13 protein-coding genes and 2 pseudogenes are annotated in these 14291 nt (G+C 66.7%); 7 read left to right on the top strand and 8 right to left on the bottom strand.

Translation table 11 applies throughout. The annotated features are described in order from the left end of the window. Window positions 1–109 precede the first annotated feature (109 nt). Window positions 110–406, bottom strand: a pseudogene (locus BST40_RS25165) (PE family protein); the annotation flags it as partial. A 199-nt stretch (window positions 407–605) separates the two neighbouring features. Between BST40_RS25165 and BST40_RS25160 the strand changes: the two are divergent. Both BST40_RS25160 and BST40_RS25155 read left to right on the top strand, forming a co-directional pair. After that, a complete protein-coding gene (locus BST40_RS25160) occupies window positions 606–956 on the top strand; it encodes a hypothetical protein (protein WP_075549842.1) in 351 nt (116 codons plus the stop codon). Window positions 957–1357: 401 nt separating this feature from the next. Further along, complete coding sequence (locus BST40_RS25155) at window positions 1358–3175, top strand: adenylate/guanylate cyclase domain-containing protein (RefSeq protein ID WP_341865537.1); 1818 nt, start codon at window positions 1358–1360, stop codon at window positions 3173–3175. On the opposite strand, the gene BST40_RS25150 is transcribed toward BST40_RS25155, so the two are convergent. Both BST40_RS25150 and BST40_RS25145 read right to left on the bottom strand, forming a co-directional pair. Next, window positions 3135–4382, bottom strand: a complete 1248-nt coding sequence (locus BST40_RS25150; protein ID WP_083156090.1) for a PPE family protein — start codon at window positions 4380–4382, stop codon at window positions 3135–3137. The two genes, BST40_RS25155 and BST40_RS25150, sit on opposite strands and share 41 nt — an antisense overlap. A gap of 15 nt (window positions 4383–4397) precedes the next feature. Next, a complete protein-coding gene (locus BST40_RS25145; RefSeq protein WP_075549844.1) occupies window positions 4398–4697 on the bottom strand; it encodes a PE family protein in 300 nt (99 codons plus the stop codon). Window positions 4698–5812: 1115 nt separating this feature from the next. Here BST40_RS25145 and BST40_RS25140 point away from each other — a divergent pair. From BST40_RS25140 to BST40_RS25130, 3 genes are all read left to right on the top strand, one after another. Next, window positions 5813–6112 carry a PE family protein gene (locus tag BST40_RS25140; protein ID WP_075549845.1) on the top strand — a complete coding sequence of 100 codons (300 nt, stop codon included), beginning with the start codon at window positions 5813–5815 and terminating at the stop codon, window positions 6110–6112. A gap of 16 nt (window positions 6113–6128) precedes the next feature. Continuing rightward, window positions 6129–7283: a PPE family protein gene (locus tag BST40_RS25135; RefSeq protein ID WP_075549846.1), complete on the top strand. Its 1155-nt coding sequence runs from the start codon at window positions 6129–6131 to the stop codon at window positions 7281–7283. A 61-nt stretch (window positions 7284–7344) separates the two neighbouring features. Beyond that, window positions 7345–8091, top strand: coding sequence for an SIMPL domain-containing protein (locus BST40_RS25130; RefSeq protein ID WP_075549847.1), 747 nt, complete (start codon window positions 7345–7347; stop codon window positions 8089–8091). Between the two features lie 3 nt (window positions 8092–8094). On the opposite strand, the gene hpt is transcribed toward BST40_RS25130, so the two are convergent. From hpt to dacB, 4 genes are read right to left on the bottom strand one after another with little or no spacing between them, the layout of a single operon-like run. Beyond that, entirely contained in the window at window positions 8095–8691 is a 597-nt protein-coding gene (gene hpt / locus BST40_RS25125) for a hypoxanthine phosphoribosyltransferase (RefSeq protein ID WP_162877329.1), read from the bottom strand. Window positions 8692–8730: 39 nt separating this feature from the next. Further along, complete coding sequence (gene tilS, locus BST40_RS25120; protein ID WP_075549848.1) at window positions 8731–9702, bottom strand: tRNA lysidine(34) synthetase TilS; 972 nt, start codon at window positions 9700–9702, stop codon at window positions 8731–8733. Continuing rightward, window positions 9681–10742, bottom strand: coding sequence for a zinc-dependent metalloprotease (locus BST40_RS25115; RefSeq protein ID WP_075549853.1), 1062 nt, complete (start codon window positions 10740–10742; stop codon window positions 9681–9683). Before BST40_RS25115 ends, tilS begins: the two co-directional genes overlap by 22 nt. Then, window positions 10739–12124 carry a D-alanyl-D-alanine carboxypeptidase/D-alanyl-D-alanine endopeptidase gene (dacB, locus tag BST40_RS25110; protein ID WP_083156088.1) on the bottom strand — a complete coding sequence of 462 codons (1386 nt, stop codon included), beginning with the start codon at window positions 12122–12124 and terminating at the stop codon, window positions 10739–10741. Before dacB ends, BST40_RS25115 begins: the two co-directional genes overlap by 4 nt. Before the next feature lie 186 nt (window positions 12125–12310). Between dacB and BST40_RS25105 the strand changes: the two genes are divergently transcribed. After that, window positions 12311–12799 (top strand): inorganic diphosphatase, encoded by a 489-nt coding sequence (locus BST40_RS25105; protein WP_075549850.1) that lies wholly within the window; start codon window positions 12311–12313, stop codon window positions 12797–12799. A gap of 9 nt (window positions 12800–12808) precedes the next feature. Here BST40_RS25105 and BST40_RS25100 read toward each other — a convergent pair whose 3' ends face one another. After that, window positions 12809–13879: a DUF475 domain-containing protein gene (locus BST40_RS25100; RefSeq protein ID WP_075549851.1), complete on the bottom strand. Its 1071-nt coding sequence runs from the start codon at window positions 13877–13879 to the stop codon at window positions 12809–12811. A 210-nt stretch (window positions 13880–14089) separates the two neighbouring features. Between BST40_RS25100 and BST40_RS25095 the strand changes: the two are divergent. Continuing rightward, window positions 14090–14224, top strand: a pseudogene (locus BST40_RS25095) (PPE domain-containing protein); the annotation flags it as partial. Window positions 14225–14291: the final 67 nt, after the last annotated feature.

Raw genomic sequence — 14291 nt, 5'->3', positions numbered from 1 at the left:
GTGCCATCCGGGGCGTCGGGCTCTTGGGCGCCGGGGTGGCGGGCGCCGGACTGATAGGTGAGGGGCCGACTGGTACCGGTTGCATGGGTACACCGGACGTTGACCCGCTGCCGGCGTGGGTCGCATTGGCGGCCTCGGTTGCTGCATACCAATTGCCGCTCAATCCCAAGGCTTTGACGAATTGCTCATGGATCAACTGGGCCTCTGCGCTGATCGCCTGGTACAGCTGGCCGTAAGCGGCGAAGCTCGCCGCCGTCACCATCGATACCTCGTCGGCTGCCGCCGGGATCACTCCGGTGATAGGAAGCGCCGCGGTCACATTGGCCGCACTAACGGTCGAGCCGATCGCTTCCAGCCGGCCAACCGCCGCCATCAGCAGTTCCGGCAGCGTGATCACAAAGGACATGTGGTTTCTCCTCCTCCTACCGCGGTGCCGAAGTCCGGCACAGCTAGTACCCGTATTGACTGGGTCATCCCCGTAGCGGATACGGTGTCATAAATTATGACTATTTGTCTAGTCCTAGATCTCTGATTCGTGTTTCTAACCCGAGACTCTCTGGTGAGGATGCTTTGACCGTCTTTTGGCATCGGGCTAGGCTTGACCCGTGCCGAGGACCAACGCTGCCGGGTGGGGGCTCAAGCGCCTGCTTGAAGCAACGCTGAACCGTGACATCACCGTCGAGCAGTTGCGCGATGCCTGCGGGGTGACCAAAGGCCGGTGGTATGGGGGAAGCGGGCGCGCGAACGCCGAGGATTTCCCGGACGCCGAGGAAGCCAGGCGCGCGGCGCATGCATTCGGCCTCAGCGCCACCTGGCTCCAAATGGAACTGGGCCTCATCACTGCCGAGGATGTGCAAGAGGCCTTGGACGGGTCACAATCGTTGGACCCGTTCCGGGTGACGACTCGACAGCGAGTGCTGGCACCCAATCCGACGGCCGAGCCGCCGCGCACCTAACGGTGGTCGACGGGCTGGCCGGGCCGCCCACGCTCCTGGCAATCGATGCTGGATCCGCGCCGATGCCGTGACGGCGTTGGCACGCGGGCACAACGGCCGCACGCCGATAGCCATCGACGTCGCGGCGAGCGACCACACCGTCGTCGCGACCGCTCGGCGCCCGGTGACCTGGACGGTTACGGAGTCGTTGAGGCTGGACAGCTTTCGCTAATTGGTTGCACCGCCGACCGCTCGCAGTCCGGTTGACGCCCCGCACTCCCAACCGTCGGCGACGCTCAGTACTGTCGTCGTCTCCGATGTGGATCGCGCCATCCGGTCGATCACCAGGATCCGGCAGCACCGACTCCGCATTTGAGAACCCCGAATGCCTTTGCCGACAAGCTATTTGATGCAAGCGCACGGTGAGCGGCCCGCAGCACGTGCCGTCGGGCTGCGTGATCCGCCACGCCTTGCGCTCGCGCCAATTACGGCTCGACGCCGTGGCGGAAACGTCGTACGCATCCTGCGGTGATCTCAGCCTGGCGTATCAGGTATTCGGCGACAGGCCGGTCGAGCTGGTCTGGGCCGGGTCGTTCGCAAGCCACGTCGAGCTGTATTGGGCGATGCCCGAATTCGGGTCCCTTATGGAAAAGCTGGGCACGTTCGCCCGGATCCTCTTGTTCGACAAGGCCGGGGTGGGGCTGTCGGATCCCGTCCCAAGAGTTCGCACCCTCGACAAACGAGCAGCCGAGATCGAGGCCGTCATGGACGCCGCCGGCTTCGGCAAGGCCGCCCTTCTCGGTGTGAGTGAGGGCGGCCCGGCCGCGATCCTCTTCGCCGCGACGCGACCGGAACGTACCCGGGCGTTGATCCTCACCGGTACGACGGCGTACAACGCCGCCCAGAGTTGGGATGACCTGGAGTGCGACCCGGCGCAGCTGCGGGCGCGCGTGGTCCGTGAGCTGGGTGAGGACTACGTGGCGTCGCTGGAATGGATCGCCCGGACCCAGGAATTCGGCCGCGCCATCCGGTCCGCCTGGGGCAATGGCACCGCACTCAAGTGCGTCCTTTCGTCGATCCGGTCAACGCGCCAGCTTGGAATGTTGGAGCGCCTGTGCGCCAGTCCGGGGATGGCGCGGGCGACGGCCGAAGCGGCATTCCGGATCGATGTCAGGGCGATTCTGCCGACGATCACCGTGCCGACGCTCGTCCTGTATGCCCGGGAAGACCCTGGCGTGCCGGTGCAGTCGGGCCGGTACCTCGCCGATCACATTCCCGGCGCGCGCATGGTTGAACTCGAGGGCGCGGACCACGCGCCCTGGTTCACGGATCCCGACAGGGTCGCGACCGAGATCGAGGAGCTGCTCACCGGCAGCCATACCGCACCGGCGCAGTCACATCGAGCCCAGCGCACCGTGTTGTTCACCGACATCGTCGCCTCGACGGAACGCGTCGCGGCCATGGGCGACGAGCGGTGGCGGGCGGTACTGAAGCGCTTCGGTGAGATCACTGCCGAACTCACCCATCGTTTCGGCGGCACGGTGGTCAAGAGCACCGGCGATGGGCATCTCACCACGTTCGACAGCCCGACACAGGCCATCCGGTGCGCGGAAGCGTTGCGCGCTGGGGCCGAGACGGCGGGCATCGAGATCCGCATCGGCGTCCACACCTGCGAGTGTGAACTGCTGGACCGCGACATCGGCGGGATCGCGGTACACATCGCGGCGCGAATCCTCGGGCACGCGGGGGCGGGCGACATCCTGGTCTCCTGCACGGTCCGTGACCTCGTGGTCGGCTCCGGCACCGGTTTCCAGGACCGCGGCAACGTTGAGCTGCGCGGTGTACCCGGCTCCTGGCAACTCCTGGCGGTCGAGCGTCACGGCGCGCGGGCCGGATCGGCCGAGGCGCAATTGGTGTCAACTCCCACGCCCGGCCCGCGCTCCGCGATGCGCCGGTCGGATCGCGCAGTGGCGGTGATGGCGAAACGGACACCGTGGTACTGCGCGGGATGGCCCGGTTGGCTGCGGCCACCGGTTGCAGATAACCGAGTTGCGTTGAGCCGCAACACGGTTAATCCCACGACCGTTGCCACATGGAAAGCCGGGCATCACCGACGATCAGGCGTCATCCATCGCCACTTCGCGCAAGATCCGCCTCGGCTACGGCGCGCTACAAAGAACTGCCTCTTGCCCCACTCCGTCATCCACCGGCCGGCGGCTGTGGCACCACGGTCGGCTTGAATCCGTATCGGGGAGCAGCGAAGTGGGCCGCCATGCCGCGGCCGACGCCAGAACCAGGCATCACCGGCATCCCGCCGAACGCGCTTGCGGCGGGTTCTGCCGCCGCCGCGGCGCCCAGGTTGCTGATCGTCACGATGGGGTTGGCCGCCCCGACCGTGTTGGCCCAGGAAGCGGGCACCGCCAATCCGCCGACTGACGCCGCCTTACCGACGGCTCCCGCTATGCCACCCAAGCCACTCGGAAGGGCCGCAGGCAATGCCCCTGCCGCGGCTTTCGCCGCACCTTCGGCGGCCTTGGCGGCCGCTTCGGCGCCCTCGCTGGCCCACTTCGGCAGGTCGTGCGCGAGACCGAAGTAGTCCTTCATCTGGGTGACCACGAGCCGAGCCGGAGAAACCCACCTATTGAACACGTCCATGGGCAAGCTGCCGTCCACCGTTGCCGAACCGGTCAAGCCCTCAACCACATCGCCGAACAAACCGGCCACGACGATGCCGTCGCCGTTGGAGTTCCAGGTGTGCCCGACGAGGCCGAGTGCTGCCAACGGATTGCTGAGCCAGGGCGCTTCATTCGTCAGACCGGCCATCTGCAACAGCGAGTTGGTGATCTGGGTCATTCCTTGCGCAGGCGCCGACGTGCTCACCGCTTGCGCCACCGCATTAGCCTGGGCGACAACCCCGGCCAGGTTGACCGTCGGCGTCGCCGGGCTGAACGGCGTCAATGTGGTGGCTTGCGCCGCTGCGCCGGAATAGCCATACATCGCGGCCGCGTCCTGGGCCCACATTTCGGCGTATTGCGCCTCCGTCGCCGCTATCGCCGCGGTGTTCTGGCCGAGAAAGTTGGTGGCCAACAACGCCATCATCAACGCCCGGTTGGCCGCGACCTCTGCCGGCGGCACCGTCGCCATGAACGCCGCCTCGTAGGCGGTCGCGGCGGCCACGGCCTGGCTACCCGCCTGCTCTGCCTGTGACGCGGTGCTCCTCAGCCACGCCACCTGCGGCATGGCGGCGGCCACCATGGATGCCGCCGACGGCCCCTGCCACGGCCCGTCGGTCAGGGCGGTGACCAGCGCGTCATAGGAGGACGCGGTGGATTGCAGTTCGGCAGCCAGGGCATCCCACGCAGCCGCTGCAGCCAGCATCGGCCCCGAACCCGGCCCGGAATACATCAGCGCAGAGTTGATTTCCGGTGGTAACTGTGCGAAATCCATGACTTTATCGGTCTCCTAGCCGATGGTGGCCGCGTTGGCGGCCTCGGTAGCCGCGTACGAGCCGGCGCTGATGCCCAGGGTGGTCGCCAACTGCTCCTGCACCGCTACGGCCTGGGCGCTGATCTGCTGATACATCTGTGCATGCGTGGCGAACTGCGTGGCGGTCAGCAGCGACACCAGATCGGCTGCCGCTGGAACCACCCCGGTCGTCGGGCCTGCCGCGGCGGCATTCCCGGCACGGACCGCAAAGTTGATGGATTGCAGTTCGGTAGCGGTTGCAGCCAGCATGTCCGGCTGCGCGAGCATGATCGACATGAATTTCCCTTCCCCAATTTCACTTTGCGTCAACGACTTTCACGGATGGTGACGCCGCTCATCGCTGAAGCACATCGCAGGACACGGTAGGCCAGTCAGATAGGAACAACACAGGTTTCACCCAGCCTGTTCACTGCTGTGTCGATAACAATTCATTTGCTGAAGTAAAAGCGCAGGGCCGTTGGCCCTATTCTATGAAACATATCTGAATCAAATATGATTTGAGTTTGATATGAAGTTCTGGGCGACGCCGGCAAACACGATACGGTAATGGGTTCGGATAGCGTATGCGCGCCGCCGTTGACCGTCCGGCTAGCGCGTTATCGAGCCCCAGATCCACAACAGATGCGCCGTACTTGCTGGACACACTGCTATCTGAGTCGCCATGCCACCCCGGGAACCAATCAAGATGCGCCCACCAAGGTGAGAGTTATGGTCGCGGAGGCTCCGCCACTGCGGGTTGGCACGCGGCGATAGTGTCAGCGGGCGGAGCCGGTCCGGTGCACCAACGCGGTCGCGCTTTACGTCTCAGATTTTCGGCGGGATTGCGGGTTCAGAAATTTGCTGTCGGAAATTGTTGCTCAATGTGCGGTCCGGGTTCGCGAAGCAACCAGGGCGGATGCCGCCGTCGCCGAGCCGGCTTGCGACCCGGCTCACCCGCCGCAGCCATCCCCCATCATTGGACAACTACGGTTGACAAAAATCATGTCCTAGTGCTACCTTCGCATCCAGCATCGTTGTGATCGGGCTCACGATAGGTCCCGCTCCCGACGGTTGCCAATGAGCTCGCACTAGTCCAGGAGGCATGGGTATGCGCTCCGTACCAAACGGCCCGGCCGTGCGCAACGCCGGTGCGAGATCGAACGACAACACCATCCACGGCCCCTAGACCAGTACGTCGACGCCGAAATCTCCGCACCGGCGACGGTCTAGTTCAGCGGTTTGCTCACAACGGCTTTCGTACGAAAGCGTCACTCTCCGACAACGAAGTCGCACCAACATAACTGTACCCCAAGGACATTCGGCAGGGTACGGCCAATCGGGCTTGACGGCGTCGTCGCCGCCGATGCCCATTCAACTACCCGCCTTGACACGTCGCGGAGGTTTAGTCACTAATGTCGATTCTCACCACAGAGCCGGAAATGCTGCGGTCAGCGGCGACCAAGCTGCAAACACTCGGCTCGTCGATGATCTCCCGTAACGCGGCTGCGGCCGCTGCGACGATGAATGTGATTCCGCCTGCTGCCGACGAGGTTTCGGTTTTGACCGCGATGCATTTCGCGGCACACGCGAAGGCGTTTCAGGCGGTCTACACCCGGGCCATCGCGATTCACGAGGCGTTTGTCGCGACGCTCGCGGCTTGTGGGGATTCGTACACCGCCGTTGAGGCCACGAATAAAGTCGGTTTGGCGTAGAAAAGCTAGTGCCGCAATGGATTACGCGCTATTGCCGCCGGAGGTCAACTCCGGCCGGATGTGGGCCGGCCCCGGCTCCGGCTCGCTGCACGCGGCCGCAGTCGCCTGGGATGAGATGGCCGCCAATCTCTACGATGCGGCCAGTTCGTATGGGTCGATGCTGGCCAACCTGGCCATGTCATGGCGAGGACCGTCGGCGACGAAAATGGCGGCAGCAGCAGCGCATTTCGTGGCATGGCTGACGGCGAACGCTGCCGAAGCAGCGCGCGCCGGACGGCATGCGCGGCTGTTTGCAGAAGCCTACGAGATCGCGCACCTGATGACGGTGCCGCTGGCCGAAGTCCTGACCAACCGGCTCGTGCACCACGTGCTGATCGCCACCAACTTCTTCGGCCAGAACACCCCGCTGATCATGCTCAACGAAGTGGATTACCTGCGGATGTGGGTTCAGGACGCCGCCGCCATGTATGCATATGCCGAAGCGTCGGCCGCCGCATCACGACTGACACCGTTCACCGCGCCGGCGCCGACCACCGATCCGGGCGGACTCGCCGGCCAGTTCGCCGCGCGCGCGGTCGGTGCCACACACGCCTCGGGTGAGGTGCTTCAGCATGTGGCGCGGCTGCACGAGCTGACACCCTCGGCACTGCAGGCACTCGCTTCCCCGGCCAGCTCCAGCACTTGGTCGAAAGTGTGGACCGCGATAACCGACGCCGCGAGTGCGATGCGGAAGACGACCGAGTGGGGACTGCTGGGCGGCAAGGTGGCGTTCGAACCAACCATCTTTTCCCTGTCCGTCATGGACGGGATGAACATGGGCAGCATGATGCAAAGCTTTGCGACCAAGGCGCTGGCCAAGGCCGCGATGGGTGGTGTCGCCGCGGCGACCCACATGGTGCCCATCACCGCCCCGGCTCACCAGATCAGCGCGGCGTTGGGCAGCGCGGACTCGATCGGAAGGCTGTCGGTACCGCCGAGTTGGGCCGTCAAAGCCCCGGCAATCCTTCCCGGCGCCGACCTGTCGCCCGGCGCGGTCGCGGCCGATCCGGACTCCGGAACGCCGTGGGTCCAAATGGCCATGTCCAGCCTGGCTGGAACCGGGGTCGCCCGCGCGGGTGCCGCGCCGATGGCTCGGACAAGGTTCATCCCCCGAACGCCCGCCGGCGGTTAGCAGAGCCGAAGCGACGGCGCGGATTTCGCTTCCCGGCGCCGCAGCGGCGCTAGGGTAGCGCATGCCGTTCACACAAAGCGCCCCACAGGTCGTCCGCAAGTCGGTTGCCCTGGCCGTCGCGGGCCTGGTCGCCGCGTCGCTGTCAGCGTGCGATTCCCACGTTGCGTCGCCGCCCGGGGCAAATCCGCGTCAGGTGACAGTTTTCGGGTCGGGGCAAGTGCAAGGTGTTCCGGACACGTTGACCGCCGACGTCGCGATCGAGTTCACCGCGGCCGATGTCACCAGCGCGATGAACCAGACCAACGACCGCCAGCAGGCGGTGATCAATGCGCTGGTGGGAGCGGGGGTGGACCGCAAGGACATTCGCACCACGGAGGTCAGCCTGCAACCGCAGTACAGCAGCGCGGAGCCGGGCGCAACGGCCACGATCACCAGCTACCGCGCCGACAACGCGATCGAGGTCAAAATTCACCCCACCGATGCCGCCTCGCGGCTGCTGGCACTGATCGTCAGCACCGGCGGTGACGCCACCCGGATCAGTTCGGTCAGCTATTCCATCGCCGACGACTCGCAGCTGGTGAAGGACGCGCGGGCCCGCGCCTTCGACGACGCCAAGAACCGTGCCCAGCAGTACGCGCAGTTGTCGGGGCTGCGCCTGGGCAAGGTGCTGTCGATCTCCGAGGGCTCCGGTTCCGCACCGACGAGGACTGCCCCGGAGGCGCCGCCGCGCGCGGCGACGCCGGTGCCCCTGGAACCCGGCCAACAGACGGTCAGGTTCTCGGTGACCGCGGTGTGGGAACTGGACTAGGCGTTATTGATAGACCCGGGGGTCCAGCGTCCCGATGTATGACAGGTCGCGGTAGCGCTCGTCGTAGTCCAGGCCGTAGCCCACCACGAAGTCGTTGGGAATGTCGAAGCCGACGTAGGCGATATCGACGTTGGCTCCCAGCGCATCAGGCTTACGCAGCAGCGTGCACACCCGCAGCGACCTGGGATGGCGGCTCTTGAGGTTGCGCAACAGCCAGGACAGCGTCAGACCCGAGTCGACGACGTCCTCGACGATCAGCACATCACGGTCGTGGATGTCGCGGTCGAGGTCTTTGAGGATGCGCACCACTCCCGACGACGATGTCGAGGACCCGTAGGAACTCACCGCCATGAATTCGAACTGGGTGGGCAACGGAATCGCACGTGCCAGGTCGGTGACAAAGAGCACCGCGCCCTTCAGCACGGTGACCAACAACAGATCCTGGCCGGTCGTCGCGGACACCTCGCGATAGTCGTCGCCGATTTGGGCGGCGAGCTCTGCGATGCGGCGCTGAATCTGCTCCTCGGTGAGCAGCACGGACTTGATATCTCCCGGGTACAGCTCCGCTATCTGTCCCGGGAAGGTCTCAGCCACGACCACAGCGTAGCGACGTCGACCGACCGGCAACCAAGGCAGTCGTCAAATCGGTTTCGCGACAGGCTCGAGCCGCAAGGACAGCACGCCGTCACGTCGTCCCGCGAACAATCGCTGACCCCGAGATGCCGACCCGACCGCCACGCCACCCTGGCCGTGCCAGTCGGTGACCAGCGCGTCGACGCCGCGGATCTGTTTGTCGGTTAGCCCAGTCGCGCCGCCGGCCAGCAGCCAGCTGCGGATCACCCGGCGTCGCACCGGGCCCGGCAGCGCGGTCAGCGCCGCGGTGTCCAGGCCCGCACCGGCAGTCGCCGCGGTCAGAGCGGCGGCGGCAATCGCGTCGATGAGATCGGTGTCCTCGCGCAACGCCGTCGCGGTGCGGGCCAGCGCCTCGGCCACGCCGCCGCCCAAGACGTCCTCCAGCAGGGGCAACACCTCGTGGCGCAACCGGGTCCGGGTGAAGCGCCGGTCGCTATTGTGCGGATCCTGCCAGGCGGTCAGGCCCAGCTCCCGGCACGCGGCATGGGTCACGTTGCGACGCACCCCCAGCAGCGGCCGGCACCACGGCGGATCGTAGGGACGCATGCCGGCGATCGACCGGGGCCCCGAACCACGGCCGAGCCCCAGCAGCACCGTCTCGGCTTGGTCGTCGAGCGTGTGGGCCAACAAGACCGGACCGTCGCGGCGGGCCTCCAGCGCGGCATAGCGAGCGGCACGCGCCGCCGCCTCCAAACCTCCGTCAGTCCCTACCTGGACGCAGACCACCTCGACGTCCCGACAGCCCAACGAAATAGCTTGTGCCCGTGCGGTTTCGGCGACCGAAGCCGAATCCGGCTGCAAACCGTGGTCGACGATCAGCGCGGTGGTGGGCCGCAGTCGCGCCGCAACAGCGGTGAGCGCCAACGAGTCCGGGCCGCCGGACAGCCCGATGCACCACGGCTCGGCGGAGCCGAGGTAGTGGGCGACGAATTTCTCGACAGCCCTGCGCAGCTGCGCTACAGCACCCGGTCGATCCATCGCCGCGGGTTTTCGATCTCGGCCGGCAGGGGCAGTGTCTGCGGACCCGTCCAGATCGTGTTGAACCGTTTCATCCCGACCCGGCCCACCACCTCGTCGACGAACGCCTTGCCGCGGGTGTACTGACTGAGCTTGGCGTCGAAGCCCAGCAGGGCCCGCAGCAGCCGCTGCAGCGGCGGTTGCTTACGCTGACGCCGCTCGTCGAAGCGGCGTCGGATGGTGGCCACAGACGGCACCACCACCGGCCCCACCGCGTCCATTACATGCTCGGCGTGGCCTTCCAGCAGCGTGCCGAGCACCAACAGCTGATCCAAGGCATGGCGCTGCGCCTCGGACTGCACGGCGCGCACCACGCCCAGAATGCCGGACACGTGGCCGCCGGAATCGTCGGACGAGTCACCGCGGTTGCGGACGAAGTCTGCCAGCCGGCCCACCACCTGACCGAGATCGTCGGCCGGTTCCCGGGTGAGCAGACCCAGCGCTTCCTGCATGTAGCCGGCCAGCCAGGGGTTGGCGGTGAATTGCACCCGGTGCGTGACCTCATGCAAGCACACCCACAGCCGGAAATCCGAAGGGTCGACCCGCAGTTGCCGCTCGACCGCGATGACGTTGGGATACACCAGCAGCAGACCGCCTATTCCGGCGCCGTCGGCGGCGGCAAACGGGTCGTACTGGCCGAGGATGCCCGAGGCCACGAACGCCAGCACCGCCCCGGTCTGGGCGCCGGTGACCCGGCCGGTGAGAAACCCCCGCGGCCTGTCACTGCCGTTGGTCATCGCCCGCATCGATTCGGCGGCAGCCCGCACCCATGCGGGCCGGTCCAGGACGCGCGCCGGCGGCACCGCACCCGAGGTGATCAGCCCGGTCACGTCGCGAACCGGCGGTTCTGCCTGCTCCGCGGCCCGCATCAGTTCGCCGATCACCTGGCGGCGGGTGTATTCGGTGGACGGCGGGCCAGGGCGGGCCAGCCGCTCCCCCACCGTGGCCGCAAATCGCCAATCGACGGTGTTGCCCAGGGTCAACTCCGAGGGTGCCGTCACGTCGTGCACCCGCAGAACCACAGTTTGGTCGCCAGGGCGTCCATCGCGTTGCGACCGTTCGGCCCGGCATCGTTGGACAGGAACGCGAACGTCAGCACCCGTCCGCTGCTGTCGGTGAGCACACCGACCAGCGAGTTGATGGCCGTCAACGAGCCGGTTTTGGCCCGCAACCAGCCGGCCGGGCCCAGGTTGGTGGCCCGGTCGAGGAAGCGCTCCCCCAGCGTGCCGCTGCCACCGGCAATCGGCAGCAGATCCAGCAGCGGGCGCAACGCCGGTTGGTCCGGGCCCGCCGCGGCCTGCATCGCGCCGTCGAGCGTGCGGGCGGTGAGCCGGTCGTTGACCGACAACCCGCTGGAATCTGCCAGCGCGGCGCCGGCGGTGTCGATGTGTGCGCTGTTGAGCCGGATGAGCACCGCGTCGACCGCACCGGTAAAGCTCTGCGGCCGGTTGATGGCGGCGGCCACCTCACGGGCGATGCACTCGGCCATCACGTTGTCGGAGGCGTTCATCATCTGGGACAGCCGTTGGATCAACGGCGCCGACTGCACCACGGCCAGCTGCCGCGCGCCGGCCGGCGCCGAGGCGATCGTCACCGCCGCCGGGTCCACGCCGAGCGCTTTGGCCAGCTCCCGTCCGGCGTCCAGTGCCGGGGTGCGTGACCGCCGCGAGTTGACGGTCGTGGGCTGGATCCGGCCGGCGTCGATCATGGCGGCCTCGATCGGGGCGATGTCACCGTTGTCGACGTCGGCCGGGTCCCAGCCCGGCGCCATGGTGGGGCCGGTGAACGCCGAGATGTCGACTTGCACCGCCGTCGGCGTCATGCCGCTGCGGCGGATCTGCTCGACCAGGTCACTGATTCGCGCCGCGCCTCGGTACCAGGTGTCGACACCCGGGGGCGCGGCCGACAGCGTCGGGTCCCCGGCACCCACCAAAACCACCGGCCCCTGGCTGTCGCGGGTGCCGGCCACCACCCGAGTGCTGACCCGGGCTTGTCGGTCCAGGGTGAGCAGTGCCGCCGTCGCGGTCAGCACCTTGTTGGTCGACGCCGGGATCAACGGCACGTCATCGAGCTGGCGCCACAGTTCCTGGCCGGTCAAGGCGTCGGTGACCCGGCCGGCCAGCCTGCCCAGGTTGGGGTCCGCCGCCGTCTGGGCCAGCGCCGCGGCCACCCCGGCCGCGCTGGGCGCCGGAGCCGTGTCCACCACCGGTGTCACCCCCGGCTTGACCGTGGGCGGGCGCGGTGGCGGGACCGGCGGGCGCGCACCGGCTCCGTGACCCCCGGTCGTGAAGAACGCCGCGGCCGCCCCCACGGCGGCGACAAACGCCAGCACAGCCACCCCGACGAACACGTGGGTGGTCTTTCGCCAACGTTTGGGACCCATGACTCTCCTGCCTTACAGCGTCCTTTCCCGGTCCTTTCCGTGTCCCATTGTGCCGAACCGGCCACGGGGCAGCGCTGCGGTATCGCTGGACTAGGGTGTAGCCGCGACGGCATTCGACCTACTCAAGCCTCTCCCGGGCCTTGCTTATCCACGCTTATCCACTCGCTTATCCAAAGGAGCCACGCGGTGCAATTCGACGTGACCATCGAAATTCCCAAGGGCCAGCGCAACAAGTACGAGATCGACCACGAGACGGGCCGGGTCCGCCTGGACCGCTACCTCTACACCCCGATGGCCTACCCGGCCGACTACGGCTTCATCGAGGACACCCTCGGTGAGGACGGCGACCCGTTGGACGCGATGGTTCTGCTGCCCGAGGCGGTGTTCCCGGGGGTGCTGGTGGCGGCCCGGCCGGTCGGAATGTTCCGGATGGTCGACGAGAAGGGCGGCGACGACAAGGTGCTGTGCGTCCCGGCCGACGACCACCGCTGGGACCACATCCAGGACCTCGAGCACGTTCCGGCCTTCGAGTTGGACGCGATCAAGCACTTCTTCGTGCACTACAAGGACCTGGAGCCGGGCAAGTTCGTCAAGGCCGCCGACTGGGTGGGGCGCAAGGAAGCCGAAGCCGAGGTGCAGCGCTCGGTGGAGCGATTCCAGGCCACCGGACACTGATTTCGGGCATCACCTGGCGATTCGCCGGTTGCGCAGCACGCTGTTGGTGACGGCGGCCGCGATGAAGACCACCCCGATCGAGGCGGTGATCCACTCCGGCAACTGTAAGCCGTGGTCGACCGATATCAGCATGATCACCGCAAGAGCCCCGATCGCCCAATGCGCGCCGTGCTCGAGGTAGATGTAGCGGTCCAGGGTTTCTTGGCGGACCAGATAGATGGTGATCGACCGGACGAACATGGCGCCCACCAGGCCGAGGCCCAGCGCAATGATGATCGGGTCGCTGGTGATCGCGAAGGCTCCGGTGACACCGTCGAAGGAAAAAGACGCATCGAGCACCTCCAGATAGAGGAAGAGGGTGAAGCCGGCTTTGCCGACCGCCCCCGCTCTCTCGACGTCCGACGCCGCCGCTTCCGGGGGCCGGAACGCCCGGCTCAAACCGTTGACGACGAGATAAGTCACCAGACCAAGTAACCCGGCGATCAGCACGGTCGCCCGATCCTCACCCGAATGCGTCAACTCCGTGCCCACGAGGACCAGCGCAACGCACGCCGCCACCACCGGCACCTGCCCGAGCCGGCCGACGCGGGCGAACGGCGCTTCGATCCACTTCAGCCACTTGATGTCTCGGTCGTGAAAAACGAAGTCCAGGAACAACATCAGCAAAAACATGCCGCCGAACGCCGCAATCTGCGGATGCGCGTCTTTGATCAGCTTTTCGTAGCTGGGCGAGCCGTCCGGAAACTCCAGCGCGCCGTTGGGCGGCGGATTGAGCGCCAGGTCCAGCGCATGTACCGGGTCCAGCCCGGCGGTGACCCACACGATGGCCAACGGAAACACCAACCGCATCCCGAACACCGCGATCAGAATCCCGACAGTCAGGAACATTTGCTGCCAAAACCGGCTCATCTGCTTCAGAATTGTGGCGTTGATGATGGCGTTGTCGAACGACAGCGACACCTCCAGCACCGCCAACACAACCAGCAAGAACAGCGCCGTCGGCCCGCCGTGCCAGTAGCCGATGGCTAGCGCGCCCGCGGTGAACAGCAGCGACAACCCGAAAATGCGGATCGTTGTCATGGTTCCTTTCCGAGCGCCGCCCGGAATGCTGCGGCCGGATATCGGCTTGACGACGGCGGCGCGGATACCGACTGGCCGCCCATTTCATTTTTACCCAATAGCCGCTCAATGAATCCCTGAAAGGCTTGTCCGCAACCGCGCGGCCTGGTCGCAAGCTCTCGTGGGCACGCTGAGCGGCCACCGCGCCGCAACGTTGTGAAGGAGCATCCCTTGTCAGATTTTGCGTGGTTGCCGCCGGAGATCAATTCGGCGCGGATTTTTGCTGGTGCTGGCGCGGGGCCGTTGTTTGCGGCGGCGGCGGCGTGGGAGGGGCTGGCCGCGGAGTTGGCGGGGTCGGCGTCGTCGTTGGCTGGTTCGTAGATCGCCTGGAAGCTGGGGCCTAGCTGGGTGATGAACTCCCGGCAGGTCGCGC

The sequence above is a fragment of the Mycobacterium persicum genome (assembly GCF_002086675.1).
Classification (GTDB): domain Bacteria; phylum Actinomycetota; class Actinomycetes; order Mycobacteriales; family Mycobacteriaceae; genus Mycobacterium; species Mycobacterium persicum.
Note: the sequence above shows the minus strand (reverse complement) of the source record. Positions and strands in the feature narration are given on the sequence as shown.

What these genes read in the sequence shown, in the direction of transcription:
- dacB (WP_083156088.1), bottom strand. Translation starts at nt 12,124, where the DNA reads ATGGGTCCCAAACGTTGGCGAAAGACCACCCACGTGTTCGTCGGGGTG.
- BST40_RS25100 (WP_075549851.1), bottom strand. Translation starts at nt 13,879, where the DNA reads ATGACAACGATCCGCATTTTCGGGTTGTCGCTGCTGTTCACCGCGGGC.
- BST40_RS25135 (WP_075549846.1), top strand. Translation starts at nt 6,129, where the DNA reads ATGGATTACGCGCTATTGCCGCCGGAGGTCAACTCCGGCCGGATGTGG.
- tilS (WP_075549848.1), bottom strand. Translation starts at nt 9,702, where the DNA reads ATGGATCGACCGGGTGCTGTAGCGCAGCTGCGCAGGGCTGTCGAGAAA.
- BST40_RS25130 (WP_075549847.1), top strand. Translation starts at nt 7,345, where the DNA reads ATGCCGTTCACACAAAGCGCCCCACAGGTCGTCCGCAAGTCGGTTGCC.
- BST40_RS25150 (WP_083156090.1), bottom strand. Translation starts at nt 4,382, where the DNA reads ATGGATTTCGCACAGTTACCACCGGAAATCAACTCTGCGCTGATGTAT.
- BST40_RS25140 (WP_075549845.1), top strand. Translation starts at nt 5,813, where the DNA reads ATGTCGATTCTCACCACAGAGCCGGAAATGCTGCGGTCAGCGGCGACC.
- BST40_RS25145 (WP_075549844.1), bottom strand. Translation starts at nt 4,697, where the DNA reads ATGTCGATCATGCTCGCGCAGCCGGACATGCTGGCTGCAACCGCTACC.